Source organism: Micromonospora psammae (assembly GCF_036902725.1).
Classification (GTDB): Bacteria; Actinomycetota; Actinomycetes; order Mycobacteriales; family Micromonosporaceae; genus Micromonospora.
The window spans coordinates 13,592-39,245 of record NZ_JBAKHM010000009.1 but is presented as its reverse complement, the minus strand read 5'-3'; the positions used below and the strand labels follow the sequence as shown (position 1 = coordinate 39,245).

The following is a 25,654-nucleotide window of genomic DNA, read 5'->3' as shown; positions in this document are numbered from 1 at the left end:
CGGCACACCGGGCCTCGCGGTGCCGGTCGCGGACCCGCCGCGCCCGACGGTCAGCTCGTCTCGCCGGCCATCGAGTAGGAGCGGAGCCGGTCGATCGCCAGCACGGTGAAGCCCACCGCCACCAGGCCGGTCAGCACGGCGGCGACCGGGACGGAGACGGTCGTCGACAGCAGCTCGGTGGGGGCCAGCCGGTCGGCGAGGGCGATCACCCACTGCTGGATCGACAGCACCCGGGTGCCGCCGACGAAGTTGCCGAGCAGCCCCTCCCAGATCAGCACGTAGACCAGGCCGAGCAGGACCGGACGCCGGGTCACCAGGCTGAGCGCCAGGAACAGCGCCGAGTACGCCAGCGCGCCGAGCGCCGCGGCGGCGGCGAGCCCCAGGCCGAGGCGTACCGATTCGGCGAGCGCGCCCGCGACGAGCAGCGGCACGGCGACGGTGACCGCGGTGACCCCGGTCGCCACGGCGAGCTTCGGCAGCACGATCTGCCAGCGTGGCAGCGGCTTGGTCAGGATGTGCACCACGGTGCCGTCGTCGATCTCGGCGCCGAGCACGCCGGTGCCGATCACCAGCGCCACCACCGGCAGCACCACGGCCAGGCCGAGACCGACCAGTACCGGCGGCCCCCAGTCGGCCGCCGGCACCGCCAGCGCCCGGCAGAGCACGGCGAGCCCGACCAGCAGCAGCGGCAACGGGAGCAGCAGCAGGAACCGCCGGCGGCCGAAGAGCCCGCGCGCGGTGATCCAGGTAACGGTCGACATCAGGCCTCCACCAGGTAGGAGAAGACGCTCTCCAACGACTCGTCCTCGGGCAACAGTTGACGGACCCGGATGCCGTTGGTCAGCGCCAACTTCGGCAGCGCCCGGGTGAACGCCCCGTAGTCGCCGGCTTTCACGGTCAGGCCGGTCCGGTCCAGCTCGACGCCGGACACCGACGGCTCGGCCATCAGCGCCACGGCCAGCGCCCGGTCGTCGGTGGAGCGGACCAGGAAGACGTGGGGCCGGTTGGTCATCAGCCGGCGGATGGTCCGGAAGTCGCCGGAGGCGGCGAGCCGGCCGGCGACCATCACCTGCACCGTGCCGGAGACCTGCTCGACCTCCTCCAGGATGTGCGAGCTGAACAGGATCGTCCGGCCGGCGTCGCCCAGGGAGTGCAGCAGCGCCATCATGTGCAGCCGCTGGCGCGGGTCCATCCCGTTGAACGGCTCGTCGAGCAGCAGCACCTGCGGGTCGTGCACCAGCGCCGCGGCGACCCGCGCGCGCTGCCGCATGCCCTTGGAGTACGTCCCGATCCGCCGGTCCTGCGCGCCTTCCATCTCGACCAGGGCGATCGCCCGCCGGGCCGCCGCGGCCGGGTCGGGCAGCCGGTGCAGCTTCGCGCTGGCCAGCACGAACTCGTACGCGGTGAGGAAGGTGTGCACCGCCTCCCGCTCGCTGACCAGCCCGAGCCGCCGGTAGACCTCCGGGTTGCGCCAGGTCGACTCGCCGTCCAGGGTGACCGCGCCCCGGGACGGGGCGAGGAACCCGGCCATCATGTGCAGCAGGGTGGTCTTGCCGGCGCCGTTCGGGCCGAGCAGGCCGGTCACCCCGGGACCGAGCCGCATGGTGACGTCGTTGACCGCCACCACGTTGCCGTACCAGCGGGAGACGCCGGCGAGGTCGAGGGTGCTGGAGACGGCGACCGGCGGGGCGCCGGCGCTGAGCGTGGTCATCGGGCGGCCACCTTCCGGTATCGCAGCAGCAGCAGGGCGACGCAGCCGGCCACCAGCAGCACAGCGGCGAGGATGTAGACGGGGCCGAAGTCGCCGATCATCCGGTCGGCCTCGCCGGCGGGCACCAGCAGGTCGCCGAGGGTGAACATGCCGACGCCCTGCACCAGGGTGGACGGCGAGGCGAGCAGGGCCAGCTCGTTCACCGTCCGGGACGGCATGATCGACAGCGTGCCGACGATCGGGGTGGTCATCAGGAAGACCGCCACGATGCCGCCGGCAGCGAACGCCCGCTTGCCGGTGATCGAGGCGACCAGCAGGCCGATCGAGGCGAAGACCGCCGCCCAGAGCCCGGCGTAGAGCAGCCCCGGCAGCAGGTCGAGCAGCTCGTCCCAGACGCCGCGCATCCCGTTGCCGGTGGTGAACGCGGCGCCGAGGAACATCACCAGCTGCGGGCCGCCGAGCAGCAGCCAGAGCGCGGAGACCAGGGCCAGCAGCTTGGCCAGCGCGTAGTCGCCGCGCGGCAGCGGCCGGGAGAAGTACAGCGGCAGCACGCCGCTGCGCAGGTCACGGGAGACCAGCTCGGGGGCGGCCACCGCGACGAAGAAGATGACCAGCCAGCTCATCGCGTCGGCGAACTGGGCGTACGTCATCACCACCTCGCCGATCTGGGTGCGTACCGCGGTCACCCCGGCGGCCACCACGGTGACGATCGCGACCACCAGCCAGGGGAAGATCTTCGCCTTGGCGCTTCGCCCGAACCCGAAGACGGTCCGCAGGCCGTGCAGGTAGAGCGCGCCGAAGACGTGCCGGCGGCCCAGCCGGGGGCCGGTGTAGCGCTGGTACCCGATGTCGTGGATGACGCCGGTCGGCTCAGACATGGCTGGGCTCCCTCGTGGCGAAGAGTTCGGCCACCCGGTGCCGGCGCTGGTCCAGCCGGTGCAGGGGCAGGTCCAGTTCGGCGACCGCATTGAGGATCAGGTCGTACGTCGCCTCGTCGGCGAGCGGGACGAGCAGCATCCGGCCGTCCCGGGTCACCGGCAGGTGGAGCGCGTCGAGCCGGGCCGCCAGGTCGTCCGTGCCCTCGCTGACCTCGATGGCGAGCACGTCGGTCGCCGAGGTCATGGCGTCGATCCGGTCGGCGCGCAGCAGCCGGCCGCCGTCGATGGCCACCAGCGTGTCGCAGATCCGCTCCACCTCGCCGAGCAGGTGCGAGCAGACCAGCACGGAGATGCCGAACTCGGTGCCGATCCGGTGGATCAGGGCGAGCATGGCGTCGCGTCCGGCCGGGTCGAGGCCGTTGGTGGGCTCGTCGAGCAGCAGCAGGTCCGGGTCGTGCACCAGGGCCTGGGCCAGCTTCACCCGCTGCTTCATGCCGGTGGAGTAGCCGCCGACGGCGCGGTGCCGCTCCTCGTGGAGGCCGACGTGGCGCAGCGCCTCGGAGGCCCGCTCGCGGGCCACCGTGCGGGGCAGGCCGCTGATCCGGCCCAGGTGGGTGACGAGTTCGGCGGCGGAGAGGTCGGGCGGGAGCGCGTCGTGCTCGGGCATGTAGCCGACCCGGGCCCGGACCGCCCCCGGATCGGTGGTCGGGTCGAGGCCGAGCACGGAGACCCGTCCACTGGTCGGCGCGAGCAGACCCAGCAGAATCTTGATCAGAGTGGACTTACCGGCGCCGTTGGCGCCGACCAGGCCGATGATCCCCGGCTCGACCTCGACGGTGAGGTCGGCCAACGCGGTGACCCGGCCTCCGTACGTCTTGGTCAGCGACTCGGTCGCTATCAGTGTCACGAGTCACAGCGTAGGAAGTGGACGCACCCGTACGCATCAGGCACGCCCCTGATGTCGCCAGTAGGGGTAAGAAGTTCGTAAGGCCGCCGGTGCGGTGCCCCGAGCCGGCGGCCCGGGAGACTGGACGGGTGATCTCCCGTCTGCTTCGCACCCCGCTGACCTGGGTCGCCGTCGCCGTCCTCGGCGCCGGAGCGGCCCTCGGGCTCTACTGGTTCCAGCCGTGGAAGGCGGTGACGGACACCCGGGTCAGCGAGGAGTTGACCGAGGTGGACGGCGGCGCCACCCCGTCGACCGGCGCCACCCCGTCGACCGGCGCCACGACGCCGACGGCGACGGCTGCGGCGCCGGCCGGACCCACGTTGGTCAGCCGGGGCGACTTCGTCACCCACGAGCACGACACCTCCGGCGCCGCCCGGATCGTCCGGGGCGCCGACGGCGGACACCGGCTGGAGCTGGTCGGGCTGGACACCTCCAACGGTCCCGACCTGCGGGTCTGGCTGACCGACCAGCCGGTCCGCACCGGCCGGGCCGGCTGGGGCGTCTTCGACGACGGCCGGTGGGTGGAGCTGGGCCGGTTGAAGGGCAACCGCGGCGACCAGGCGTACGCCGTCCCGGCCGGCACTGACCTGACCGGGCTGACCAGCGTCTCGATCTGGTGCAAGCGGTTCTCGGTGTCGTTCGGGGCCGCCCCGCTGACCCCGGTCGGCTGACCCCGCGACCAAGCCCGACCGACACCAGTGGAGTGGCGCTCTCGACCGATCGCCGGTCGACTGAGAAACTGTGTGCCGGTCGGCGAGTGAGGGGTGCGGATGAGCAACGGCTGGGTGCTGCCCGACGAGGTGCTTCGGGACGCTCCGGCGTACCTGCCGCGCCTGGGGGAACTGGCCGATCTGGAGCTGCTGCTGACCGGGGCGTACGCCCCGTTGACCGGCTTCATGACCCGCGCCGACCTGGTCTCGCTGCAGCGCCGGGGCCGGCTGGCCGACGGCACGCCGTGGCCGGTGCCGGTGACCCTCCAGGTGCCGGCCGCGCTGGGCGAGAAGCTCGATCCGGCTGATCCGCTGCGCCGGGCCCTGGTGCTGACCGACGGCGAGGGCGCCCCGCTGGCCGCGCTGGAGGTCACCGACGTCTGGACGGCCCGCGAGGGCGTGGCCGGGGTGGGTGGCACGGTACGCCGGCTCGGTGACGGCGGGCACGGCCCGTTCCAGCGGCTGCGCCGCACCCCGGAGGAGGTCCGGGCGCTGCTGCCCCCGGGCCGGGTGCTCGGGGTGATCGCCGACCGGCCGCTGCACCGGCCGCAGCTGGCGCAGATCGCGCACGCCGCCCGTACCCTCGCCGCCCACCTGCTGGTGATGATCCCGGTCGGCGCGGACGGCGTCGGCGCGCTGCCGCCGGAGGCGTTGGTGCGCAGCGTCTTCGCGGCCCGCGACCGGATGCCCCCGGCCACCCTGATCGTGGTGCCGATGCCCCGCGGCCGGGACGACATCGGCGACGCGCTGCTGCGCGCCCGGATCTCCGCCTCGTACGGGGTGACCCACCTGCTCTCCACCGACGGCATGCTCTCCGGCGCCGGGCTGCGGGTGCTGGTGCCGCGCGAACTGGCCTACGACAACCGGGACGGGCAGTGGCGCTGGCGGGAGGACATCCCGCCGCGCAACCGGCGGCTGGCGCTGAGCCAGGACGAGATCGACGACCTGCTCGACCGGGGCTTTCCGCTGCCCGAGTGGCACACCCCACCGGCGGTGGCCAAGGAGCTGACCCGGGCCCGGCCGCCGCGCCGGTACCGGGGCCTGGTGGTCTTCCTGACCGGCCTCTCCGGCTCCGGCAAGTCGACCATCGCCCGGGGGCTGGCGGACGCGCTGCGTGAGCAGGGCGACCGGACGGTGACCCTGCTCGACGGCGACGTCGTGCGCCGGGAGCTCTCCGCCGGGCTGGGCTTCAGCCGGGCCGACCGGGACGCCAACGTCCGCCGGATCGGCTGGGTCGCGGCGGAGATCGCCCGGCACCGGGGGGTCGGCATCTGCTGCCCGATCGCGCCGTACGCCCAGGCGCGGGCGGCGGCCCGGGAGATGGCGCTGGCGGCGGGGGCCGGGTTCCTGCTGGTCCACGTGGCGACCCCGCTGGAGGTCTGCGAGCGGCGCGACCGCAAGGGCCTGTACGCGCGGGCCCGGGCCGGCCTGCTCACCGGGATGACCGGCATCGACGACCCGTACGAGGAGCCGACCGACGCCGAGCTGGTGATCGACACCTCGGAGCTGAGCGTCGACGAGGCGGTCCAGTCGGTGATGCACCACCTGACCGAGACCGGATGGGTGGAGCCGCGGCTGCAGTCCGCCTGATCACCCCGGGAGGGGGTTCCTTCCGTTGGTGACTCCTGCGCGCTAGTGTTCATTCTTGTTGGAACACGTTTGACCGCGTGAGAGTGCGCGGGCGGCCGGAGGGGTGGAGCGGTGCTGGCACGGCAACGGCAGGACGCCATCCTCGACCGGGTCCGCGCGGCCGGGGGCGTACGGGTCACCGACCTCGCCGCCGAGTTCGGCGTCTCCGACATGACCATCCGGCGTGACCTGGAGACGCTGCACGAGCAGGGCCTGCTGGCCAAGGTGCACGGCGGCGCGACGCTCACCGGCCCGGGCTCCACCGACGAGCCGGGCTTCCACGCCAAGTCCGTCCGGCAGTCCGCCGAGAAGGCCGCCATCGCCGCCCGGGCCGCCGAGCTGGTCCGCCCCGGCGCCGCGATCGCCCTCTCCGCCGGCACCACCACCGCCGAGCTGGCCCGCCGGCTGGTCGACGTGCCGGGCCTGACCGTGGTGACCAACTCCCTGCCGGTGGCCGAGATCCTGCACGCCGGCGGGCGCCCCGACCAGACCGTGATCCTGACCGGCGGGGTGCGCACCCCGTCCGACGCGCTGGTCGGGCCGCTGGCGGTCGAGGCGATCCGCTCGCTCCACCTGGACCTGCTCTTCCTCGGCGTGCACGGCATCACCGAACGGGCCGGCTTCACCACGCCCAACCTGATGGAGGCGGAGACCGACCGGGCCCTGGTCGCCGCCGCCGACGGACTGGTCGTGCTGGCCGACCACACCAAGTGGGGCACCGTCGGCATCTCCTCGATCGTCGGGCTCGCCGCGGCGGACGTGCTGATCACCGACGACCGGTTGGCACCCGAGGCGTGCCGGACACTCGACGAGAAGGTGGGCGAGCTGGTGATCGTGCCGAGCACGGGCCGGACGACCACGGAAGGGACGACGCAGTGAAGCGTACGGCGATGGAGCTGGCGGACGGCCGCGAGCTGATCTACTTCGACGAGCGGGACGACGCGGTCCGGGATCAGCCCGACCGCCGCGAGCTGCCCCCTCCCCCGCACGCCTCCCAGCTGCGGTACGACCCGCTGACCGACGAGTGGGTGGCGGTCGCCGTGCACCGGCAGACCCGCATCTTCCTCCCGCCGGCGGACCAGTGCCCGCTCTGCCCGTCGCGCGGCGACCGGCTCAGTGAGATCCCCGCGCCGGACTACGACGTGGCCGTCTTCGAGAACCGCTTCCCCTCGCTGAGCCAGCGGATCACCGAGGAGCCGGCCGAGATCACCCCGTTCACGCCGGTCCGGCCCGGGCAGGGACGCTGCGAGGTGGTCTGCTTCACCGACGACCACAACGCCGCGTTCGCCAGCCTCTCCCCGGCGCGGGTCCGGCTGGTGCTGGAGGCGCTCGCCGACCGGACCACGGCGCTCTCCGAGCTGCCCGGGGTGGAGCAGATCTTCCCGTTCGAGAACCGGGGCGTGGAGATCGGGGTGACCCTGCACCACCCGCACGGGCAGATCTACGCGTACCCGTTCGTCACGCCGCGGACCCGGTCGCTGCTGGCCGCGGCGCGCCGGCACGCCGAGCGCACCGGCGGCGGCAACCTCTACGCCGACGTGCTCGCCGCGGAGCGCGCCGCCGGGGAGCGCGTGGTCGCCTCGAACGAGCACTGGACGGCGTACGTCCCGGCGGCGGCCCGCTGGCCGTTCGAGGTGCACGTGGCGCCGCACCGGCCGGTGCCGGACATCCCGGCGCTCGACGACGCCGAGCGGGACGCCTTCGGTCCGCTCTACCTGGACGTGCTGCGCCGCTTCGACGCGCTCTTCGACATGCCGATGCCGTACATCGCGGCCTGGCACCAGGCGCCGGTGCGGATCGACCGGGAGCTGGGCCACCTGCATCTTCAGCTCTTCAGCATCCGGCGGGCGAAGGACAAGCTGAAGTACCTGGCCGGCTCCGAGTCCGGCATGGGCGTCTTCATCAACGACATCGCCCCGGAGCGGGCGGCGGAACTGCTCCGCGCCGCCTGACCCCGCGCCGAGGCGGAACGTCGCGCCCGGAAACAGGGCGCGGGGGGCCCGGGACAGGGCCCCCCGCAGGGAAGGGACGGCTGGCTGTGCACGACAGCCGGGAAGGCTGGCTGGTCGGCACTCTTGCCGCGAGGCGACCGAAGTCAACCCTTCGGGACGCGACTGGCATCACGTCCACCCGCTTCAACGACCCACCTCCCCGACGGTGACGCCGGGGCGATCCGCGCCCACCGTTTGCGGCCTGTCGGGCCGTCCCCCCGCGCGAACCCCGCGACCCGCCGGGTCCCGGGTACGACGGAGCCCGCCGGCGGACGCCGGCGGGCTCGGTCGGTGAAGCGGTACGGCGATCAGGCGCCGAGCTTGCGCGCCAGGTTCTCGTCCAGGGCGCCCATGAACTCGTCGGTGGTCAGCCACGGGGCGTCGCGCGAGATGAGCAGCGCGAGGTCCTTGGTCATCTGGCCGCCCTCGACGGTCTCGACGCAGACCCGCTCCAGGGTCTCGGCGAACTCGGTGACCGCCGGGGTGCCGTCCAGCTTGCCCCGGTGGGCCAGGCCACGGGTCCAGGCGAAGATCGACGCGATCGGGTTGGTCGACGTCTTCTCGCCCTTCTGCCACTGCCGGTAGTGCCGGGTGACGGTGCCGTGGGCGGCCTCGGCCTCGACGGTGCGGCCGTCCGGGGAGAGCAGCACCGAGGTCATCAGGCCGAGCGAGCCGAAGCCCTGCGCGACGGTGTCGGACTGCACGTCACCGTCGTAGTTCTTGCAGGCCCAGACGTAGCCACCCTCCCACTTGAGCGCGGCGGCGACCATGTCGTCGATCAGCCGGTGCTCGTAGGTGATGCCGGCGGCCTCAAAGTCGGACTTGAACTCGTTCTCGAACACCTCGGCGAAGATGTCCTTGAACCGGCCGTCGTACGCCTTGAGGATGGTGTTCTTGGTCGACAGGTAGACCGGGTAGTTGCGGTCCAGGCCGTACCGGAACGAGGCGCGGGCGAAGTCCCGGATCGACTCGTCGAAGTTGTACATGCCCATGGCGATGCCGCCGCCGGAGAAGTTGGCGACCTCCATCTCCATCGGGGCGGAGCCGTCGGCCGGGGTGTAGGTGACGGTCACCTTGCCCGGGCCGGGGACGACGAAGTCGGTGGCCTTGTACTGGTCACCGTGGGCGTGCCGGCCGATGATGATCGGCTTGGTCCAGCCGGGGACGAGCCGCGGCACGTTGGACATGATGATCGGCTCACGGAAGACGACGCCGCCGAGGATGTTGCGGATGGTGCCGTTGGGCGACCGCCACATCTTCTTCAGGCCGAACTCCTCGACCCGGGCCTCGTCCGGGGTGATGGTCGCGCACTTGACGCCGACGCCGTGCTGCTTGATGGCGTTGGCGGCGTCGACGGTGACCTGGTCGTCGGTCTCGTCGCGGTGCTGGATCGACAGGTCGTAGTAGTGGAGGTCGACGTCGAGGTAGGGCAGGATCAGCTGCTCCCGGATCTGCTTCCAGATGATCCGGGTCATCTCGTCGCCGTCGAGCTCCACGACCGGGTTGTTTACCTTGATCTTCGCCATCGGCCGGCGCTCCTCTCGGGGGACACGTGCTCAAGCAGTACGAGCGTACTGGAAACTCGCCGGCGGCCCCCAGCCGGCCTCGGTCGAGGCGGATAACCGGATGCCCGGCGCGGGGATCACTGGCACCATCGCCCGATGCCACTGAGCCGTAACCTCGGGTCTATCACGGTCACCGCACTCACCGACGGCGAGGGGCCGTTCTTCCAATCCCGCACCGAGGCGTTCCCGGACGCCACCGAAGCGCACTGGCGGGAGGCCGACCGGCGCGATCCGGCGTCGGTCACCGCGGACGGGCAGTGGTGGCTGCCGTTCCGCAGCTTCGCGCTGCGCGTCGGGGACGGGCCGGTGACCCTCGTCGACGCCGGCATCGGCCCGGCCGGGTCTCCCGCCGCGAGCTGGGCCCCGGTGCCGGGACGGCTCCCCGCCGAACTGGCCGCCGCCGGCATCGACCCGGCCGACGTCGGCACCGTGGTCCTCACCCACCTGCACAGCGACCACATCGGCTGGGCGGTGACCGGCACCCCCGGCCGGCCGTACTTCCCGAACGCCGACTACCTGGTGCAGCGGGCCGAGCTGGACGTGATGGAGACCATCAACCCGGGACTACCGGCCGGCCTGGTCGCGCCGTTGCGCGCCGCCGGCCGGCTCCGGGTGGTCGACGGCGACACCCCGCTCACCCCCGGGGTACGCCTGCTGAGCACCCCGGGGCACACCCCCGGCCACCAGTCGGTGCTGGTCGACGCCGGCGACGAACGGCTCCTGCTCACCGGCGACCTGCTGGTGCACGCCGTGCAGCTGGTCGACCCCACCCTGGCCTACGCCCACGAGGAGGACCCGGCGACCGCCCGCACCTCCCGTACGACCCTCCTGCACACCCTCGCCACCACCCCCGGCCCCACCCACCTGGCCACCCCCCACCTGGGCACCCCCTTCACCCCCCTCTGACCCCCGGCACCCCCGCACCGCGCACCGCGCGCACCGCGAACCTTCGAGTTGATCAAGAAGTTTGCGTCGTCCCAGGCCGCGTTTCCGACGCAAACTTCTTGATCAACGCTGGGAGCGGTCCGGGCATCCGCAAGATCGTGCTCGTTCCAGGAAGTAGTGGCCTCCCAGGCGACAGGAGGCCACTACTTCCATGTTCGAGCGTGATCTTCGCGGCCCGCGCCGCGCCTCCGCGCCGCGCGCCCGCGCCCGCGCCTCAACGGGGATGCGGAAGGGGGCACGCCGGGTGTGCCGGCGTGCCCCCTTCGGGTGGTGCTGGTGGATCACATGTTGGCGACGTCGGCCTGCTTGGCGCGGACCGCCTCGGCGGCCTCCTTCAGGCTGGCCAGCTCGTCGGCGTCCAGGTCGGTCTCGACCACGCGCTTGACGCCCTGGGCGCCGATCTCGGCCTCGACGCCCAGGTAGACGCCGGCGATGCCGTACTCGCCGTCGACCCAGGCGCAGACCGGCATGACCTCGCCGGAGTCCTCCGCGACCGCCTTGGCCATCCGGGCGGCGGCGGCCGACGGGGCGTAGTACGCCGAACCGGTCTTGAGCAGCGCGACGACCTCGGCGCCACCGTTGCGGGTCTTGACGACCAGCTCCTCGATCTGCTCGGCCGGCATCGCCTCACGCAGCGGCTTGCCGTTGACGGTGCTCTTCGACGGCACCGGGACCATGGTGTCGCCGTGCGAGCCCAGCGTCAGCGTCTTCACCGACTTCACCGGTACGCCGAGCGCCTCGGCGACGAAGTTGGTGAACCGGGCGGTGTCGAGCATGCCGGCCTGGCCGAGCACCCGGTTCTTGGGGAACTGGGTGGCGAGCTGGGCCAGCGCGGTCATCTCGTCCAGCGGGTTGGAGACGACGATGACGACGGCGTTCGGGGCGTACTTGGCGACGTTCTCGGAGACCTGCCGAACGATCTTGGCGTTGGTCTCCAGCAGGTCCATCCGGCTCATGCCCGGCTTGCGCGGCAGGCCGGCGGTGATGACGACGACGTCCGAGCCCTCGATGGCCTCGTAGCCCTCGCCGTTCGGGCCGGTGGTGACGCCGACCACCTTGGTCTCGAAGCCCTCGACCGCGCGGGACTGGTTGAGGTCCAGCGCGAGACCCGCCGGCTTGCCCTCCACGATGTCGGTGATCACGACGGTGTCGAAGACGTCGTACTCGGCCAGGCGCTGTGCGGTGGTGGAGCCGTAGAAGCCGGCCCCGACGACAGTGACCTTCTTACCCATGGTCGTCCCACTCCCTGATACCAGTCGGTTTTCCGGACCGTATCAGTCATCGTGGCACCGATCGGGCCAGGGGCGGCGGCCATCGCCGGGATGGGGCGGATGTCACGCGCGCCCGGTTCGGCCCGGGTCAGCCGCGCTCGGCGCGCTCCACCACGTTGGTCAGCAGCATGGCGCGGGTCATCGGGCCGACGCCGCCGGGCATCGGCACCACCTTGCCGGCCACCTCGGCGACCTCCGGGTCCACGTCACCGGTGTAGCGGCCCTTGCCGTCCGGCCCGATCACCCGGGTGATGCCGACGTCGACGACGGTCGCGCCGGGACTGATCATGTCGGCGGTGAGCAGGCCGGGGACGCCGGCGGCGACGATGACGATGTCAGCGGCCCGGGTGTGCGCCACGAGGTCCAGGGTGCCGGTGTGGCAGAGGGTCACGGTGGCGTTCTCGCTGCGTCGGGTCAGCAGCAGGCCGAGCGGGCGGCCGACCGTGTTGCCCCGGCCCACCACGGCGACCGTGGCGCCGCGCAGCGCGACGTCGTGCCGGCGGAGCAGCTCGACGATGCCGCGCGGGGTGCACGGCAGCGGGCCGTCGTAGCCGAGCACGAGCCGACCGAGGTTGACCGGGTGCAGGCCGTCGGCGTCCTTGTCCGGGTCGATCATCTCCAGCGCCCGCTGGGTGTCCAGGTGGCCGGGGAGCGGTAGCTGGACGATGTAGCCGTGGCAGGCCGGGTCGGCGTTCAGCTCGGCGAGCACCTCGTCGACCTGCTGCTGGGTGGCGTCGGCGGGCAGTTCCCGGCGGATCGAGGCGATGCCCACCTCGGCGCAGTCCCGGTGCTTGCCGTTGACGTACGCCTGGGAGCCGGGGTCGGCGCCGACCAGGACGGTGCCCAGTCCCGGGGTGACGCCGTGTTCCGCGAGCGCCTTCACCCGGGTACGCAACTCGTCCTTGATCTCCGCCGCGGTGGCCTTGCCGTCCAGGATCGTCGCCGTCACGACCAGATCGTCTCATGTCGGGCGGCCGACGGTTCGCCGACGGCGACGGTGACGTTCCGTTCGGGCTGTCGTACATCTTCGTCGCGCACGACCTGTCGGGTGGTCCGGCACATCCGGGTCGCCGTGATGCTGGTCCTGCCCCGCGAGGACCTGCGGGCCGGCGAACGGGTGAAGAACGCCGGAACGCGGCGGCCCCGTCCCCGGTCGGGGACGGGGCCGCTCGGAGCCGGTATCAGTGGAAGAAGTGGCGGGTGCCGGTGAGGTACATCGTGACGCCGGCCTCCTTGCAGGCGGCGATGGTCTCCTCGTCGCGGATGGAGCCGCCGGGCTGCACGATCGCCTTCACGCCCGCGTCGATGAGGATCTGCGGGCCGTCGGCGAACGGGAAGAACGCGTCCGAGGCCGCCACCGCGCCGCGGGCCCGGTCCGCGCCGGCCCGGCTGACCGCCAGCCGCGCCGAGTCCACCCGGTTGACCTGGCCCATGCCGACGCCGACGGAGGCGCCGTCCCGGGCCAGGAGGATCGCGTTGCTCTTCACCGCGCGGACCGCCCGCCAGGCCAGGACGAGGTCCCGCAGGGTCGCCTCGTCGGCCGCCTCGCCGGTCGCCAGCCGCCAGTTGGCCGGATCGTCGCCCTCGGCGTCGATCCGGTCGCGCAGCTGCACCAGCACGCCACCGGTGACCTGCCGCCACTCCGCCGGCAGCGGCCGGAACTCCGGTGCCCGCAGCAGCCGGATGTTCTTCTTGGCCTGGAGGATCTCCCGGGCGCCGGTCTCGAACTCCGGCGCGACCAGCACCTCGGTGAAGATCTCCGCGACCTGCCGGGCCAGCTCGACGCTCACCGGCCGGTTCACCGCGATCACCCCGCCGAACGCGGAGACCGGGTCGCAGGCGTGCGCCCGGCGGTGCGCCTCGGCCACGTCGGCGCCGACCGCGATGCCGCACGGGTTGGCGTGCTTGATGATCGCCACCGCCGGCTGGTCGGGGAAGTCGTTGGCCGCCCGCCACGCGGCGTCCGCGTCGACGTAGTTGTTGTAGGACATCTCCTTGCCGTGCAGCTGCTCGGCCTGGGCCAGCCCGGACGGGCTGGCCGGGTCGGCGTAGAGGGCGGCGGCCTGGTGCGGGTTCTCCCCGTAGCGCAGCACCGCCTGCCGGCGCAGGGTCAGCCCGGCGAACCGCGGCCACCCGTCGGCCTCGGGGGCCAGCTCCCGGGCGCACCACTCGGCGACCGCCACGTCGTACTCGGCGATATCGGCGAAGGCGCGCGCCGCCAGCGCCCTGCGCTGGGCGAGCGTGAAGCCGCCCTCGGCGAGCGCGGCCAGCAGCGCCGGGTACGCCGCCGGGTCGGTCACCACCGCGACCGACGCGTGGTTCTTCGCCGCGGCCCGGACCATCGCCGGCCCGCCGATGTCGATCTGCTCGACGCACTCGTCCTGCGACGCGCCCGAGGCGACGGTGGCCTGGAACGGGTAGAGGTTGGAGACCAGCAGGTCGATCCCGGCGATGCCGTGCTCGTCGAGCTGGGCGGCGTGCGAGTCCTTGCGCAGGTCGGCGAGGAGGCCGCCATGGATCTTCGGGTGCAGGGTCTTCACCCGGCCGTCGAGGATCTCCGGGAAGCCGGTCACCTGCTCCACCGGGGTCACCGGCACACCCGCGCCGGAGATCGTCGACGCGGTGCTACCGGTCGAAACGATCTCCACTCCGGCGTCGTGCAGCGCCCGGGCCAGCTCGACCAGACCGTTCTTGTCGTAGACGCTGACCAGTGCCCGCCTGATCGGGCGGCGCTCGTCCTGAGTGGAACTCACGGAACCGTGACCTTTCTTCCGGTGATGGTCCAACCTTCGCGGACCAGGCGACCGACCTGCTCGACGAGCTGGCGCCGCTCGGCTTCCTTGATGCGCTCGGTGAGCGCCTCCTCGTCGTCGTCGTCCAGCACCGGCACGGCGACCTGCGCGACGATCGGACCGGTGTCCATCCCGGCGTCGACGAAGAAGAGGGTGGCCCCGGTGACCTTGACGCCGTAGGCGAGCGCGTCCCGGGGGCCGTGGATGCCGGGGAACGCCGGCAGCAGGGTGTTGTGGGTGTTCAGGTAGCGGTCGCCGAAGGCGGCCAGGAAGTGCGGCCCGACCAGCTTGAGGAAGCCGGCGCTGATCACCAGGTCCGGCTTGTGCTCGGCGACGTGCGCGGTGAGCGCGGCGTCCCAGTCCTCCCGGCTCGGGTGGTCCTTCACCCGCTCGACGAAGGTCGGCACCCCGGCGGCGGCCGCCCGGTCCAGGCCGGCGATCCCCTCGCGGTCGGCGCCGACCGCCACCACCCGGGCCCCGTACGCGGGGTCGGCGGCGGCGTCGAGCAGGGCCTGGAGGTTGCTGCCGGACCCGGAGACGAGGACGACGAGGCGGGCGACGGACGCGGGCTCGGTCACGCGGCCAACCCTATCGGGCAGGTCGGCCCGCCCATCGGTCGGGCAGCGACGATTCGGGTGATCTCCCGGGTGGCCCCGGCGCGATACGCTGCCCGTCGCCCGGTGGCCGGCACCCGCCCGTCGCCGTGACCCTTCACCACTGAACCGGTACGCCACACGTACCGATGTCGACGAGGAGCACCCCCGCGATGCAGCCCGGCTACCCGAACCCCCAGCAGCCGCAGCCGATCAACAACAACATGACGCCGTCGATCGTCGCCATCTTCCTCTTCTGGCCGCTGGCCATCCCGGCGATCATCAACGCCTCCAAGGTCAACCCGCTGCTCCAGCAGGGTGACTACGCCGGCGCGCAGGCTGCCGCGGCCGAGTCCAAGAAGTGGTCGAAGCTGGCCTTCATCATCGGCGGCATCTGGCTCGTCATCGTCCTGCTCTGCTGCATCTTCGGCGGCGCGCTGGGCGCCATGGGCGGCAGCACCAGCAGCAGCTACTGACGATCCCGGACCGAGGAGCACCCGACATGCAGCCCGGACACCCCGGCCAGGACCCGTACGGTCAGCAGCCCGCTCCGGGGCAGCCGTACGGTCAGCCGCCGTACGGGCAGCAGCCGGACCCGTACGCGCCGCCGCAGGCGCCCTGGGCCCAGCAACCGTACGACCCGTACGCCGTCGCGAAGCAGCATTACGGGCAGCAGCCGCCGTACGGGCAGCCGTCCTACCCGGACCCGTACGGCCAGCAGCCGTACGGCCTGCCGATCTATCCGAATGCCGGGTACCCGCAGCAGGGCGACAACACCCTCGGCCTGGTGTCGATGATCCTGGGCATCGCCTCGATCCCGCTGGTCTGCTGCTATCTGGGCATTCCACTGGGCATCGCGGGGCTGGTCACCGGCGGGCTGGCTCGGCAGAAGGCCACCCGCGGGCTGGCGACCAACCCCGGTCAGGCCCTCACCGGCCTGATCTGCGGCGGCGTCGGCCTGCTGCTGGGCATCCTGCACATCGGGCTGCTCGCCCTCGGCCTGGCCCTGCCGAACTCCTGAGTCGGCGCCACGCGAAGGGGCGTCCCGGGTCGTCCCGGGGCGCCCCTTCGGCATGCCGAGGTCGCACGACGCCCGGTCGGGCGGGTCAGCCGCGGCCGGGCCGGTCGAGCACCTTGGCGGCGGCGGCGCCGAGCAGCGCGCCGGCCATCACCACGGCGGTCGCCACGGCCGCCACCTGCCAGGGCACCGGGCCGATCTCGGCCAACCGGCCACCGCCGAGCGGCCCACCGGAGGCGGCGGCGGCGAGACCGGCGAGCAGGCCGACCACCGGGCCGGCGAGCGCCGCCGGGCCGAGCAGCGCCGGCCAGCCGAGCTCCGTGCGGTCGGGTCGGGCGGCGGGGGGTTCCGGCCGGGCGGCCGGGCGGAGCAGCCGGCGGCCGAGCAGCCAGCCCGCCGCCATGCCGGCCAGCACCGGCACCGCGAGCAGCGCGGCGCCGAACCCGTCGGCCGGGCCGCTGGGCAGGCCGGCGAGCAGCGGTACGGCCGGCAGCGCGCCCACCGAGACCTCGCTGGTGCGGACTGCGGTGCCGGCGCCGACGGCGAATCCGGGCCCGAGCAGGTAGGCGGTCGACCAGACCGTGGCGTTGGGCGCGTACGCCAGGCTGACCAGGGTGATGCCGGCCTGGCCGGCGACCCCCGTCCGGTAGGCGGCGATCATGTCGGCGGCGTCTCCCCCGCCGGTCGCCACGGCCAGTCCGGCCGCTCCGGCACCGGCGCCGAGCAGCAGCAGCCCCGCCACCAGTCCGGTGCGCACCCCGTCGCGCAGCACGGTCGGCGTCCGCGCGGCGAGCACCCCGGCGACCCCGGTGGTGCGGCCCGCGCCGATCAGCGCCGCCAGGGCGCCGAAGATCGCGTACGTCCCGCCGGCCCGGATCGGGGACACGCTCAGGCCGGCCGTGCCGACCAGCACCGCGGCGAGGGCGCCGAGCAGCGCGTACCCGACGCCGACCGCGCCCGCGGCGGTGAGTGCCTGGCGGGGTGAGCGGCCGCCGCGGGCGCCGATGGCCCGGCTGGTGTGCACGCCGGCCCGGGTCAGCCGCCAGAACGCGAGCCCGCTGAGCGCCAGCGGGACGAGGCCGAGCGGGCCGGCGCCGGTCTCCAGCGGCACCCCGTGGCCGAGCAGCCAGCCGGCGAGCCCCGCGCGCAGGGCGCCGGTCACCGAGCCGGCGTCCTCGCTGAGCTGGACGAGCCCCAGCACCAGGGCGACCGGCAGGTACGAGGTGAGCGCGGCCCAGCCGGCGGCGACCCCGGCGGCCACAGCGAGCGGCGCGCGGCCGCGCGACGGCTCCGGCCGGCGGGGGGCCGGCACCCGGGGGCCCGGCACGGCACGGTCGGTCGGTCGGGCGTCGGCGCGGACGACCGGGCCGGCGCGGCGGGGCTGATCAGGGGTGACCGAGGACATCGGGTCTACTCTGGCACGCCGGGCGGCCGGCGGCTGCCCGGCGGCCCCGGGCGGCCCCGGCGAGTTCCGTGATCCACCGGTTTCAGGGCCCCGACCCGGTCTAGCCTCGGCGCAGGACGCGACCGAAGTCGCGGCACCGACCGCTGGGAGGAAGCCGTGAACGCTCCGTACCCGCCGCCCCCGCCACCGCCGGCGGCCGGTCGGGACCGCACCACGCTCTGGGGCGTGCTCGGCATCATCACCGGCCTGCTCTGCTGCGGCATCCTCGGCATCGTCTTCGGTTACCTGTCGATCCGGGACGCGAAACGGTTCCACCAGTCACCGGTGCTGGGCTACCTGGCGATCGCCTTCGGCGTGATCAACATCATCGGTTCCGCGGTCTGGCGGGCCACCGGCACCTACCCGCTCTGGGACGACAACTGAGGGGGCCGACCGTCGCCGGTCGACCCCCTCGGTAGCCCTGTCGGCCGCCCCGGCGGCCGGCTGGTTCGTCCAGCCGTCCGCCCAGCGGCCGGTCCGCCCGGCTCAGCGGCCGGACATGATCTCCCGCATCAGCTTGGCGGTCTCGGTCGGCGTCTTGCCGACCTTGACGCCGACGGCCTCCAGGGCCGCCTGCTTCGCCTCGGCGGTGCCCGCCGAGCCGGAGATGATCGCGCCGGCGTGCCCCATGGTCTTGCCGGGGGGCGCGGTGAAGCCGGCGATGTAGCCGACCACCGGCTTGGTGACGTTGGCCTTGATGAACTCGGCGGCCCGCTCCTCGGCGTCGCCGCCGATCTCGCCGATCATCACGATGGCGTCGGTCTCCGGGTCGGCCTCGAAGGCGGCGAGGGCGTCGATGTGGGTGGTCCCGATGATCGGGTCACCGCCGATGCCCACGCAGGTCGAGAAGCCGATGTCGCGCAGCTCGTACATCATCTGGTAGGTCAGCGTGCCGCTCTTGCTGACCAGGCCGATCCGGCCGGAGCCGGTGATGTCGGCCGGGATGATGCCGGCGTTGGAGGCGCCCGGCGAGGCGATGCCCGGGCAGTTCGGCCCGATGATCCGGGTCTGCTCGCCCTTCGACACGTTGTACGCCCAGAAGGCGGCGGTGTCGTGCACCGGGACGCCCTCGGTGATCACCACGGCCAGCGGGATCGCGGCGTCGATCGCCTCGACCACGGCGCCCTTGGTGAACTGCGGCGGCACGAAGATGACGGTGACGTCGGCCCCGGTCTCCTTCATCGCGTCCGCGACGGAGGCGAAGACCGGCAGCTCGGTCCCGTCGAAGTCGACGGTCTGGCCCGCCTTGCGCGGGTTGACGCCGCCGACGACGTTGGTGCCGGCGGCGAGCATCCGCCGGGTGTGCTTCGAACCCTCGGAACCGGTCATCCCCTGAACGATGACCTTCGAGTCCTTGGTCAGCCAGATAGCCATGTTCAGACCCCCGCAGCTGCCAGCTCGGCGGCCCGCTCGGCCGCGCCGTCCATGGTGTCGACCCGCTGCACGAGCGGGTTGTTCGCGCTGTCGAGGATCGCCCGACCGGCCTCGGCGTTGTTGCCGTCGAGGCGGACGACGAGCGGCTTGGTGACCTTCTCGCCGCGCTGCTCGAGCAGGGCCAGCGCCTGGATGATGCCGTTGGCGACCTCGTCGCAGGCGGTGATGCCACCGAAGACGTTGACGAAGACGCTCTTGACCGACGGGTCGGAGAGCACGATCTCCAGACCGTTGGCCATCACCGCGGCGCTCGCGCCACCGCCGATGTCGAGGAAGTTGGCTGGCTTGACGTCGCCGTGCCGCTCGCCCGCGTAGGCCACCACGTCGAGAGTGGACATGACCAGGCCCGCGCCGTTGCCGATGATGCCGACCTCGCCGTCGAGCTTGACGTAGTTGAGGTCCTTCTCCTTGGCGGCCTGCTCCAGCGGGTCCACCGCGGCCTGGTCGACCAGGGCCTCGTGGTCCGGGTGCCGGAACGCGGCGTTCTCGTCCAGCGTGATCTTGGCGTCGAGCAGCAGCAGCTCGCCGTCGCCCGTCTTCGCCAGCGGGTTCACCTCGACCAGCGTGGCGTCCTCGGCGACGAACGCCTTCCACAGCCCGACCGCGACGTCGACCACCTGGTCGGCGACCTCGGCCGGGAAGCCGGCGGCGGTCACGATCTCGCGGGCCTTCGCCTCGTCGACGCCCTTGACGGCGTCGATCGGGGCCTTGACCACCTTGTCGGGGGTCTCGGCGGCGACCTGCTCGATGTCCATGCCGCCGGCGACGCTGGCGATGCAGAGGAAGGTGCGGTTCGCCCGGTCGAGCAGGTAGGAGAAGTAGTACTCCTCGGCCACGTCCGCGGTCACGGTGATCATGACCTTGTGGACGGTGTGACCCTTGATGTCCATGCCGAGGATGTCGGTGGCGCGGGCCACCGTCTCCTCCGCGCCCTCGGCCAGCTTGACGCCGCCGGCCTTGCCTCGGCCACCGACCTTCACCTGCGCCTTGACGACCACCCGACCGCCGAGGCGTTCGGCGATCGCGCGGGCCTCCTCCGGGGTAGTGGCGACGCCGCCGGCGAGCACGGGCAACCCGTGCCGCTCGAACAGGTCCCGCCCCTGGTACTCGTACAGGTCCACGATTGCGCGTCCCGTCCCGTCTCCGCGGCGCGCCGTCGCGCCGCTCACCAGCGTTGTGGAAACTTCCTTGACGCCTGCCAACAGTTGGAACAGGCCGTTGGCGGCAGCCTAGCGAGATGGGCACCGCAGGCAACCGAGCGGGTGCACGGTGTGCGGTAATGCACAGCGCGTCGGGCGCGACCCGCCGGGCCCGCGGGCCGCGGCGGAGGTTGTCGCGCAAGCCGCGTAACCCCACCGTGGGGGCGTCGTTGAGTCTGATGTCGGAGCGCTGAACAGCGCGAAGACGGGAGCGGCCGATGCCCTGTCGGTCGAGGGGTGGCGGCGGGGCATCGTGCATAGAAGGGCCGGGCGTGTGAGGGGTGCGTCCGGCCCTTCCCCCTGTCCGGGGTCCGGCCCACGCCGTGATCGACCCTAGAACAGCGAGGTGGCGGTGTCCCGGTTCGGGACACCGCCATTTCGGTACGTCGGGGGTGGGTCAGGCGACGGCCTGGGCCACGTTCGCCCGGACCCACTCGACGATCGACCCGGTGGTCGCGCCCGGGGTGAAGATCTTGGCGACGCCGAGCTGCTCCAGCTCGGGGATGTCGGCGTCCGGGATGATGCCGCCACCGAAGACGACGATGTCGCGGGCGTCCCGCTCGCCGAGCAGCTCCAGCACCCGGCGGAAGAGCGTCATGTGCGCGCCGGAGAGCACGGAGAGCCCGACCGCGTCCGCGTCCTCCTGGATGGCGGTCTCCACGATCTGCTCCGGCGTCTGGTGCAGGCCGGTGTAGATGACCTCCATGCCGGCGTCGCGGAGTGCGCGCGCCACCACCTTGGCGCCGCGGTCGTGGCCGTCGAGGCCCGGCTTCGCGACGACGACCCGGATACGAGAGCTCATCAGCACACCTTTCGCGGGCTCCGCGGCTATCACCTGAACGAACGGTAACCCGCCCGGCGCGGGGCGGGAAATCCGCCCCGCACCCTTACCTCCCGGCCAGCCCCGCGAAAAGGCGGACACCTCCGCCGATCGGTCACTCTGGGCAACGAACGGGCAGTTGCAGGGACAGCCGTCCGGTGCCCCAAGCTATGACAAGGAAGGACGGAAAGGGACAGAAAGACTCGACGTTTCGGCGGTTGCGCTTGTGACGGGAGCGGCGGACGGCTAACGTGTCCACGGTTGTCATCAGGTCCACCGACGGGTGACGACGCGGCCGACCGACGTTCACCGGGGCTTTCCCCGGACGCCGGCCGACCGCATCGGATCCCCGACAACGGAGGGTGTGCGTGCGCCAGCGCCTGTCGTCTGAGCCCGATAGATATCGCGGTCGCCGCCGCGTACCCACCCCCCCGCGGAGCCGTTACGCCGCAGTCGTCACCACCGCGTTCGTCGGCGCCGGCATCGTCGCGCTCGGCGCGGGCGCGATGCCCGACGCCAAGAGCGTCAGCCCGTCGGTCCTCGACGAGCTCAAGCAGGCGTCGATCACCAACCAGGACGTGGCGGCCCGCGCCGACGCGGCCGACCGCGCCACCCGTGACACCAACCGGGACGCGCAGGTCAGCTCCACCGAGCAGGACCCGTGGCTGCTGCCCCTGCAGGGCTACGACTTCAACTCCCCGTACGGCATGCGCTGGGGCAAGCTGCACACCGGCATCGACCTGGTCGCGCCGGAGGGCACCCCGTACGTCGCCATCCACTCGGGCACCGTCACCAAGGCCGGCTGGTTCGGCGGCTACGGCTACGCCGTGATCGTCCAGCACGCGGACGGCAGCGAGGCCATCTACGGCCACTCCCAGTCGGTCAGCGTCCAGGAGGGGCAGCAGGTCAAGGCCGGCGACCAGCTCGGACTGGTCGGCAACACCGGCCACTCGTACGGCTCCCACCTCCACCTGGAGATCCATGTCAAGGGCGAGCCGCTGGACCCGGTGCCGTGGCTCCAGGAGCGCGGAGTGGACATCAAGCTGCAAGTCGAGGCATATTACAGCGAGGTAGCGGCTTCCTGACGCTACGTATCGCCCGTTGACCGCCCGGATCGAACGATCCGGGCGGTTCTTCTTTGCCGGAAGTCTGCTGGGTCACACCGAGCGATGTGACCGGGGGCACAGGCCGACAGGATGACGATCCGGGGCGTCCGGGCCGAGAGCGGCAGGAACCATGACACCGGCCCCGGCGTCCGTCGGTCGCCCACCCGCACCCGTACCCGCCGACGACCCGGCCGACACCCAGGATGGGCAGGTCCCCGCCCCCCAGACTGAAGGTCCGTCGTGCAGGAAGACAGCAACACCCCGAACGAGAAGACCCTGTCCGTCCCGGCCCGGCACGGGCGGCGCCGGCCCGGAGGACGGAGCCTCGTCCTCGGCGCGGTCGCGCTGGTCGGCCTCGGCCTCGTCGGCGTCTCGACCGTCGTGCTCGACCGGGAGGACTCCCCCACCCCCACTGCCGTCGCCCTCGACGCCCGGACCCGCGCCGAGGCCGCCGACCGGGCCGACCGCTCCACCCGCGAGTCGGCCACCCCGGACCGCCCGTGGGCCAGGCCCAGCCACACCACGGCCGACCCGACCCCCGGCCCGTCGGCCACCCGTTCGCGCAAGGCCACGCGCACGCCGAGGCCGACCGCCACCAGGACGGCGAAGCCGAGACCGTCCTGGGTCATGCCGATGAAGGGCGCCGAGATCACCTCCTGCTACGGGCCGCGGTGGGGCACGCTGCACGCCGGCATCGACTTCGCGATGCCCGCCGGCACGCCGGTCCGCGCCGCCTTCCGCGGCACCGTGGAGAAGGCCGGCGACGTCGGCGACGGCTACGGCATCTCGGTCGTGGTCAACCACGGCAACGGCTACCTGACCCACTACGCGCACCTGAGCACCGCGAAGGTCAGCGTCGGTGAGAAGGTCGGCGCCGGGGAGACCCTCGGCCTGGAAGGCTCCACCGGCGATTCCACCGGCCCGCACCTGCACTTCGAGGTGCACCAGGGCCAGATGTGGAACCAGATCGACCCGGGCCCGTTCCTGCGCGCCCGGGGCCTCAGAGTGGGCTGCTGAGCCACGGCGACGCGAAGAGGGGCCCGACCCGGGCTGTGCCGGGTCGGGCCCCTCCGTCGTCAGAGCTTGTCGATCGGGGCGTGCCGGAGCACCAGCCACATGGTCTGGTCACCGAAGTCGATCTGCGCCCGCGCGCCCGGCCCGTGCCCCTCCACCGCGAGCACCCGGCCCAACCCGTACCGCTGGTGGTTGACCCGGTCACCGGCGGACACCTTCGGGCCCTGCGGCAGCTCGCTGGCGGTGGCCAACCGGCTGCCGTCGACGCCGAGCCGCTTGGCCAGCTGCGCCGCCTTCGGCGTACCCCCGGCGAAGCCGCCACGCCCGCCGGGCGCGCGGTCCGCGCGGCCACCGACGCCGCCGCCCCCGCCGGCCCACGAGGTGTACGACCCCTCGGTGCGCTCCCAGCGGACCAGCTCCGGCGGCAGCTCCTCCAGGAACCGCGACGGCGGGTTGTAGGCCGGCTGCCCCCAGGCCGAGCGGGTGACCGCCCGGGACAGGTAGAGCCGCTGCCGGGCCCGGGTGATGCCGACGTAGGCCAGCCGGCGCTCCTCCTCCAGCTCGCGGGTGTCGCCCAGCGAGCGCAGGTGCGGGAAGACGCCGTCCTCCAGGCCGGTCAGGAAGACCACCGGGAACTCCAGCCCCTTGGCGGTGTGCAGCGTCATCAGGGTGACCACGCCCTGATGGTCCGGGTCGTCGGAGGGGATCTGGTCGGCGTCGGCGACGAGCGCCACCTGCTCCAGGAAGCCGGCCAGGGTGGCCCGCTCCCCCTCGGCTCCGGTCGCCTCGACCCGCTCGGTGTATTCGCGGGCGACGCTGACCAGCTCCTGGAGGTTGTCCACCCGGCCGGCGTCCTGCGGGTCCAGGCTCTCCTCCAGCTCGGTCAGGTAGCCCGAGCGGGTCAGCAGCGCCTCCAGCACCTCCTCCGGGGTGCCGGTCTCGGCCAGCTCCCGCGCGCCGTCGAGGAGCGCGACGAAGTCGCCGATGCCGTTGGCCGCCCGGGTCGAGATGCCCGGCGCGTCCTTCGCCCGGCGCAGCGCGGCGCCGAAGGAGATGCGGTCCCGGCTGGAGAGCGCCTCTACGCAGGCCTCGGCCCGGTCGCCGATGCCGCGACGCGGGGTGTTGAGGATGCGGCGGAGGCTGACCGTGTCGTCGTCGTTGACCACCGCGCGCAGGTAGGCCAGCGCGTCGCGAACCTCCTTGCGCTCGTAGAAGCGCACCCCGCCGACGACCTTGTAGGGGAGGCCGACCCGGATGAAGACCTCTTCGAAGACCCGGGACTGGGCGTTGGTGCGGTAGAAGACGGCGACGTCGCCGGGGCGGGTCTCCCCGTCGTCGACCAGCCGGTCGATCTCCCGGCCCACCCAGTCCGCCTCGGCGTGCTCGGTGTCGGCGACGTAGCCGACGATCTGCTCGCCGGCCCCGGCGTCGCTCCACAGCCGCTTGGGCTTGCGCGAGGTGTTCCGGTCGATCACCGCGTTCGCCGCGTTGAGGATCGTCTGGGTGGAGCGGTAGTTCTGCTCCAGCAGGATCGTCCGGGCGTCGGTGAAGTCCCGCTCGAACTCCAGGATGTTGCGGATGGTCGCACCGCGGAACGCGTAGATCGACTGGTCGGCGTCACCGACCACGCAGAGCTCCGCCGGCTCGATCCCCTCGGTGCCGGAGACCAACTCCTTGATCAGCGTGTACTGGGCGTGGTTGGTGTCCTGGTACTCGTCGACGAGGACGTGCCGGAACCGGCGACGGTAGCTCTCCGCGACGTGCGGGTGCGACTGCAGCAGGTGCACCGTCGTCATGATCAGATCGTCGAAGTCCAGCGCGTGCGCCTCGCGCAGCCGCCGCTGGTAGAGCGTGTAGGCCTCCGACAGCGCCCGCTCGTTGGGCCCCTTGGCCCGGGTCGCGAACTCCTCGGGGTCGACCAGCTCGTTCTTGAGGTTGGAGACCTGGGCGGCCAGGCCGCGCGCCGGGTAGCGCTTCGGGTCGAGGTCGAGCTCGCGGGCGACCATCTGCATCAGCCGGCGCGAGTCGTCCGCGTCGTAGATCGAGAAGGTCGACTTCAACCCGGCGTGCTCGTGCTCGGCGCGCAGGATGCGTACGCAGGCGGAGTGGAAGGTCGACACCCACATCAGCCGGGCGCGCGGCCCGACCAGGTGGGCCACCCGCTCCTTCATCTCACCGGCGGCCTTGTTGGTGAAGGTGATCGCGATGATCTCGCCCGGATGCACGTCCCGGGCGGCGAGCAGGTAGGCGATCCGGTGGGTGAGCACCCGGGTCTTGCCGGAGCCCGCACCGGCCACGATCAGCAGCGGCGAGCCGGCGTGGGTCACCGCGTCCCGCTGGGGGCCGTTGAGACCCTCGACCAGGGCCTGCGGGTCGAGGTGCGCGGCGGCGGACCCCGGCCGGCGCGACGGGGCACGGGCCGGCTCGGGCGCGGGCGGGGACACGGGGATGTCGAAGAGAGGATGCATCGCACGGCGAGTCTATGCCGCCGGCCGGACACTTCCCGCCCGCGCACGCCCGGGCGAGGTCACCGTCACCGGCCCGGCGGAGGTGGGACGAAACCTGTCACGGCGCCACCCCTGGCGCGT

The 25,654-nt window shown here is 72.8% G+C and carries 24 protein-coding genes; 10 read left to right on the top strand and 14 right to left on the bottom strand.

The features are described from left to right. Nucleotides 1-50: 50 nt before the first annotated feature. The 4 genes from V6U79_RS13460 to V6U79_RS13445 are packed head-to-tail and all read right to left on the bottom strand — an operon-like array spanning nucleotide 51 to nucleotide 3,496. Nucleotides 51-761, bottom strand: coding sequence for an ABC transporter permease subunit (locus V6U79_RS13460; protein WP_334534136.1), 711 nt, complete (start codon nucleotides 759-761; stop codon nucleotides 51-53). After that, nucleotides 761-1,711 (bottom strand): ABC transporter ATP-binding protein, encoded by a 951-nt coding sequence (locus V6U79_RS13455; protein ID WP_334534134.1) that lies wholly within the window; start codon nucleotides 1,709-1,711, stop codon nucleotides 761-763. Before V6U79_RS13455 ends, V6U79_RS13460 begins: the two co-directional genes overlap by 1 nt. Further along, the gene (locus tag V6U79_RS13450) at nucleotides 1,708-2,589 is read right to left on the bottom strand and encodes an ABC transporter permease (RefSeq protein WP_334614841.1); all 882 of its coding nucleotides are present in this window, start codon (nucleotides 2,587-2,589) and stop codon (nucleotides 1,708-1,710) included. The genes V6U79_RS13455 and V6U79_RS13450 overlap by 4 nt, the downstream gene beginning before the upstream one ends. After that, a complete protein-coding gene (locus tag V6U79_RS13445; protein WP_334614840.1) occupies nucleotides 2,582-3,496 on the bottom strand; it encodes an ABC transporter ATP-binding protein in 915 nt (304 codons plus the stop codon). Before V6U79_RS13445 ends, V6U79_RS13450 begins: the two co-directional genes overlap by 8 nt. A 128-nt stretch (nucleotides 3,497-3,624) precedes the next feature. Here V6U79_RS13445 and V6U79_RS13440 point away from each other — a divergent pair, with 128 nt between their 5' ends. The 4 genes from V6U79_RS13440 to galT all read left to right on the top strand — a co-directional run bounded on the left by V6U79_RS13440 (nucleotide 3,625) and on the right by galT (nucleotide 7,826). After that, a complete protein-coding gene (locus tag V6U79_RS13440) occupies nucleotides 3,625-4,206 on the top strand; it encodes a DM13 domain-containing protein (protein ID WP_334614839.1) in 582 nt (193 codons plus the stop codon). Nucleotides 4,207-4,305: 99 nt separating this feature from the next. Then, nucleotides 4,306-5,835 (top strand): adenylyl-sulfate kinase, encoded by a 1,530-nt coding sequence (gene cysC / locus V6U79_RS13435; RefSeq protein ID WP_334614838.1) that lies wholly within the window; start codon nucleotides 4,306-4,308, stop codon nucleotides 5,833-5,835. Nucleotides 5,836-5,946: 111 nt separating this feature from the next. Further along, on the top strand, nucleotides 5,947-6,753 hold the full coding sequence (locus tag V6U79_RS13430; protein ID WP_334614837.1) for a DeoR/GlpR family DNA-binding transcription regulator: 807 nt from the start codon (nucleotides 5,947-5,949) through the stop codon (nucleotides 6,751-6,753). Continuing rightward, nucleotides 6,750-7,826, top strand: coding sequence for a galactose-1-phosphate uridylyltransferase (gene galT / locus V6U79_RS13425; RefSeq protein WP_334614836.1), 1,077 nt, complete (start codon nucleotides 6,750-6,752; stop codon nucleotides 7,824-7,826). Before V6U79_RS13430 ends, galT begins: the two co-directional genes overlap by 4 nt. A gap of 347 nt (nucleotides 7,827-8,173) precedes the next feature. Here galT and V6U79_RS13420 read toward each other — a convergent pair whose 3' ends face one another. Beyond that, nucleotides 8,174-9,391, bottom strand: coding sequence for an NADP-dependent isocitrate dehydrogenase (locus tag V6U79_RS13420; RefSeq protein WP_334534113.1), 1,218 nt, complete (start codon nucleotides 9,389-9,391; stop codon nucleotides 8,174-8,176). 135 nt (nucleotides 9,392-9,526) lie between these two features. On the opposite strand from V6U79_RS13420, the gene V6U79_RS13415 reads away from it, so the two are divergent. Then, on the top strand, nucleotides 9,527-10,336 hold the full coding sequence (locus V6U79_RS13415) for an MBL fold metallo-hydrolase (RefSeq protein ID WP_334614835.1): 810 nt from the start codon (nucleotides 9,527-9,529) through the stop codon (nucleotides 10,334-10,336). A gap of 320 nt (nucleotides 10,337-10,656) precedes the next feature. On the opposite strand, the gene mdh is transcribed toward V6U79_RS13415, so the two are convergent. The 4 genes from mdh to purN form a co-directional block, all read right to left on the bottom strand. Further along, entirely contained in the window at nucleotides 10,657-11,607 is a 951-nt protein-coding gene (gene mdh, locus V6U79_RS13410; RefSeq protein ID WP_334534526.1) for a malate dehydrogenase, read from the bottom strand. A 127-nt stretch (nucleotides 11,608-11,734) separates the two neighbouring features. Then, nucleotides 11,735-12,595, bottom strand: a complete 861-nt coding sequence (locus V6U79_RS13405) for a bifunctional methylenetetrahydrofolate dehydrogenase/methenyltetrahydrofolate cyclohydrolase (RefSeq protein WP_334614834.1) — start codon at nucleotides 12,593-12,595, stop codon at nucleotides 11,735-11,737. 232 nt (nucleotides 12,596-12,827) lie between these two features. Next, a complete protein-coding gene (gene purH, locus V6U79_RS13400; RefSeq protein ID WP_334534528.1) occupies nucleotides 12,828-14,399 on the bottom strand; it encodes a bifunctional phosphoribosylaminoimidazolecarboxamide formyltransferase/IMP cyclohydrolase in 1,572 nt (523 codons plus the stop codon). Further along, the gene (gene purN, locus V6U79_RS13395; RefSeq protein WP_334534529.1) at nucleotides 14,396-15,016 is read right to left on the bottom strand and encodes a phosphoribosylglycinamide formyltransferase; all 621 of its coding nucleotides are present in this window, start codon (nucleotides 15,014-15,016) and stop codon (nucleotides 14,396-14,398) included. Before purN ends, purH begins: the two co-directional genes overlap by 4 nt. 188 nt (nucleotides 15,017-15,204) lie before the next feature. On the opposite strand from purN, the gene V6U79_RS13390 reads away from it, so the two are divergent. Together V6U79_RS13390 and V6U79_RS13385 are read left to right on the top strand one after the other, a co-directional pair. Then, nucleotides 15,205-15,507 (top strand): CD225/dispanin family protein, encoded by a 303-nt coding sequence (locus V6U79_RS13390; RefSeq protein ID WP_334614833.1) that lies wholly within the window; start codon nucleotides 15,205-15,207, stop codon nucleotides 15,505-15,507. A gap of 26 nt (nucleotides 15,508-15,533) precedes the next feature. Further along, nucleotides 15,534-16,052 carry a hypothetical protein gene (locus V6U79_RS13385; RefSeq protein WP_334614832.1) on the top strand — a complete coding sequence of 173 codons (519 nt, stop codon included), beginning with the start codon at nucleotides 15,534-15,536 and terminating at the stop codon, nucleotides 16,050-16,052. Nucleotides 16,053-16,137: 85 nt separating this feature from the next. On the opposite strand, the gene V6U79_RS13380 is transcribed toward V6U79_RS13385, so the two are convergent. Continuing rightward, a complete protein-coding gene (locus tag V6U79_RS13380) occupies nucleotides 16,138-17,454 on the bottom strand; it encodes a cell division protein PerM (protein ID WP_334614831.1) in 1,317 nt (438 codons plus the stop codon). A 156-nt stretch (nucleotides 17,455-17,610) separates the two neighbouring features. Here V6U79_RS13380 and V6U79_RS13375 point away from each other — a divergent pair, with 156 nt between their 5' ends. Then, nucleotides 17,611-17,877, top strand: a complete 267-nt coding sequence (locus V6U79_RS13375) for a DUF4190 domain-containing protein (RefSeq protein ID WP_334533815.1) — start codon at nucleotides 17,611-17,613, stop codon at nucleotides 17,875-17,877. A gap of 102 nt (nucleotides 17,878-17,979) precedes the next feature. Here V6U79_RS13375 and sucD read toward each other — a convergent pair whose 3' ends face one another. From sucD to icmB, 3 genes are all read right to left on the bottom strand, one after another. Further along, entirely contained in the window at nucleotides 17,980-18,867 is an 888-nt protein-coding gene (gene sucD, locus V6U79_RS13370) for a succinate--CoA ligase subunit alpha (RefSeq protein ID WP_334533818.1), read from the bottom strand. 2 nt (nucleotides 18,868-18,869) lie between these two features. Next, nucleotides 18,870-20,048 (bottom strand): ADP-forming succinate--CoA ligase subunit beta, encoded by a 1,179-nt coding sequence (sucC, locus tag V6U79_RS13365; RefSeq protein ID WP_334533821.1) that lies wholly within the window; start codon nucleotides 20,046-20,048, stop codon nucleotides 18,870-18,872. A gap of 475 nt (nucleotides 20,049-20,523) precedes the next feature. Further along, nucleotides 20,524-20,928 (bottom strand): coenzyme B12-dependent isobutyryl CoA mutase small subunit, encoded by a 405-nt coding sequence (gene icmB, locus V6U79_RS13360; RefSeq protein WP_334533824.1) that lies wholly within the window; start codon nucleotides 20,926-20,928, stop codon nucleotides 20,524-20,526. Nucleotides 20,929-21,314: 386 nt separating this feature from the next. Between icmB and V6U79_RS13355 the strand changes: the two genes are divergently transcribed. Together V6U79_RS13355 and V6U79_RS13350 are read left to right on the top strand one after the other, a co-directional pair. Beyond that, entirely contained in the window at nucleotides 21,315-22,031 is a 717-nt protein-coding gene (locus V6U79_RS13355; RefSeq protein WP_334533827.1) for a M23 family metallopeptidase, read from the top strand. A gap of 261 nt (nucleotides 22,032-22,292) precedes the next feature. Continuing rightward, nucleotides 22,293-23,069 carry a M23 family metallopeptidase gene (locus V6U79_RS13350; RefSeq protein ID WP_334614830.1) on the top strand — a complete coding sequence of 259 codons (777 nt, stop codon included), beginning with the start codon at nucleotides 22,293-22,295 and terminating at the stop codon, nucleotides 23,067-23,069. A 59-nt stretch (nucleotides 23,070-23,128) separates the two neighbouring features. Here the strand turns inward: V6U79_RS13350 and pcrA are convergent, their stop codons facing one another. Then, a complete protein-coding gene (gene pcrA, locus V6U79_RS13345; protein ID WP_334533831.1) occupies nucleotides 23,129-25,534 on the bottom strand; it encodes a DNA helicase PcrA in 2,406 nt (801 codons plus the stop codon). Between the last annotated feature and the right edge of the window lie 120 nt (nucleotides 25,535-25,654).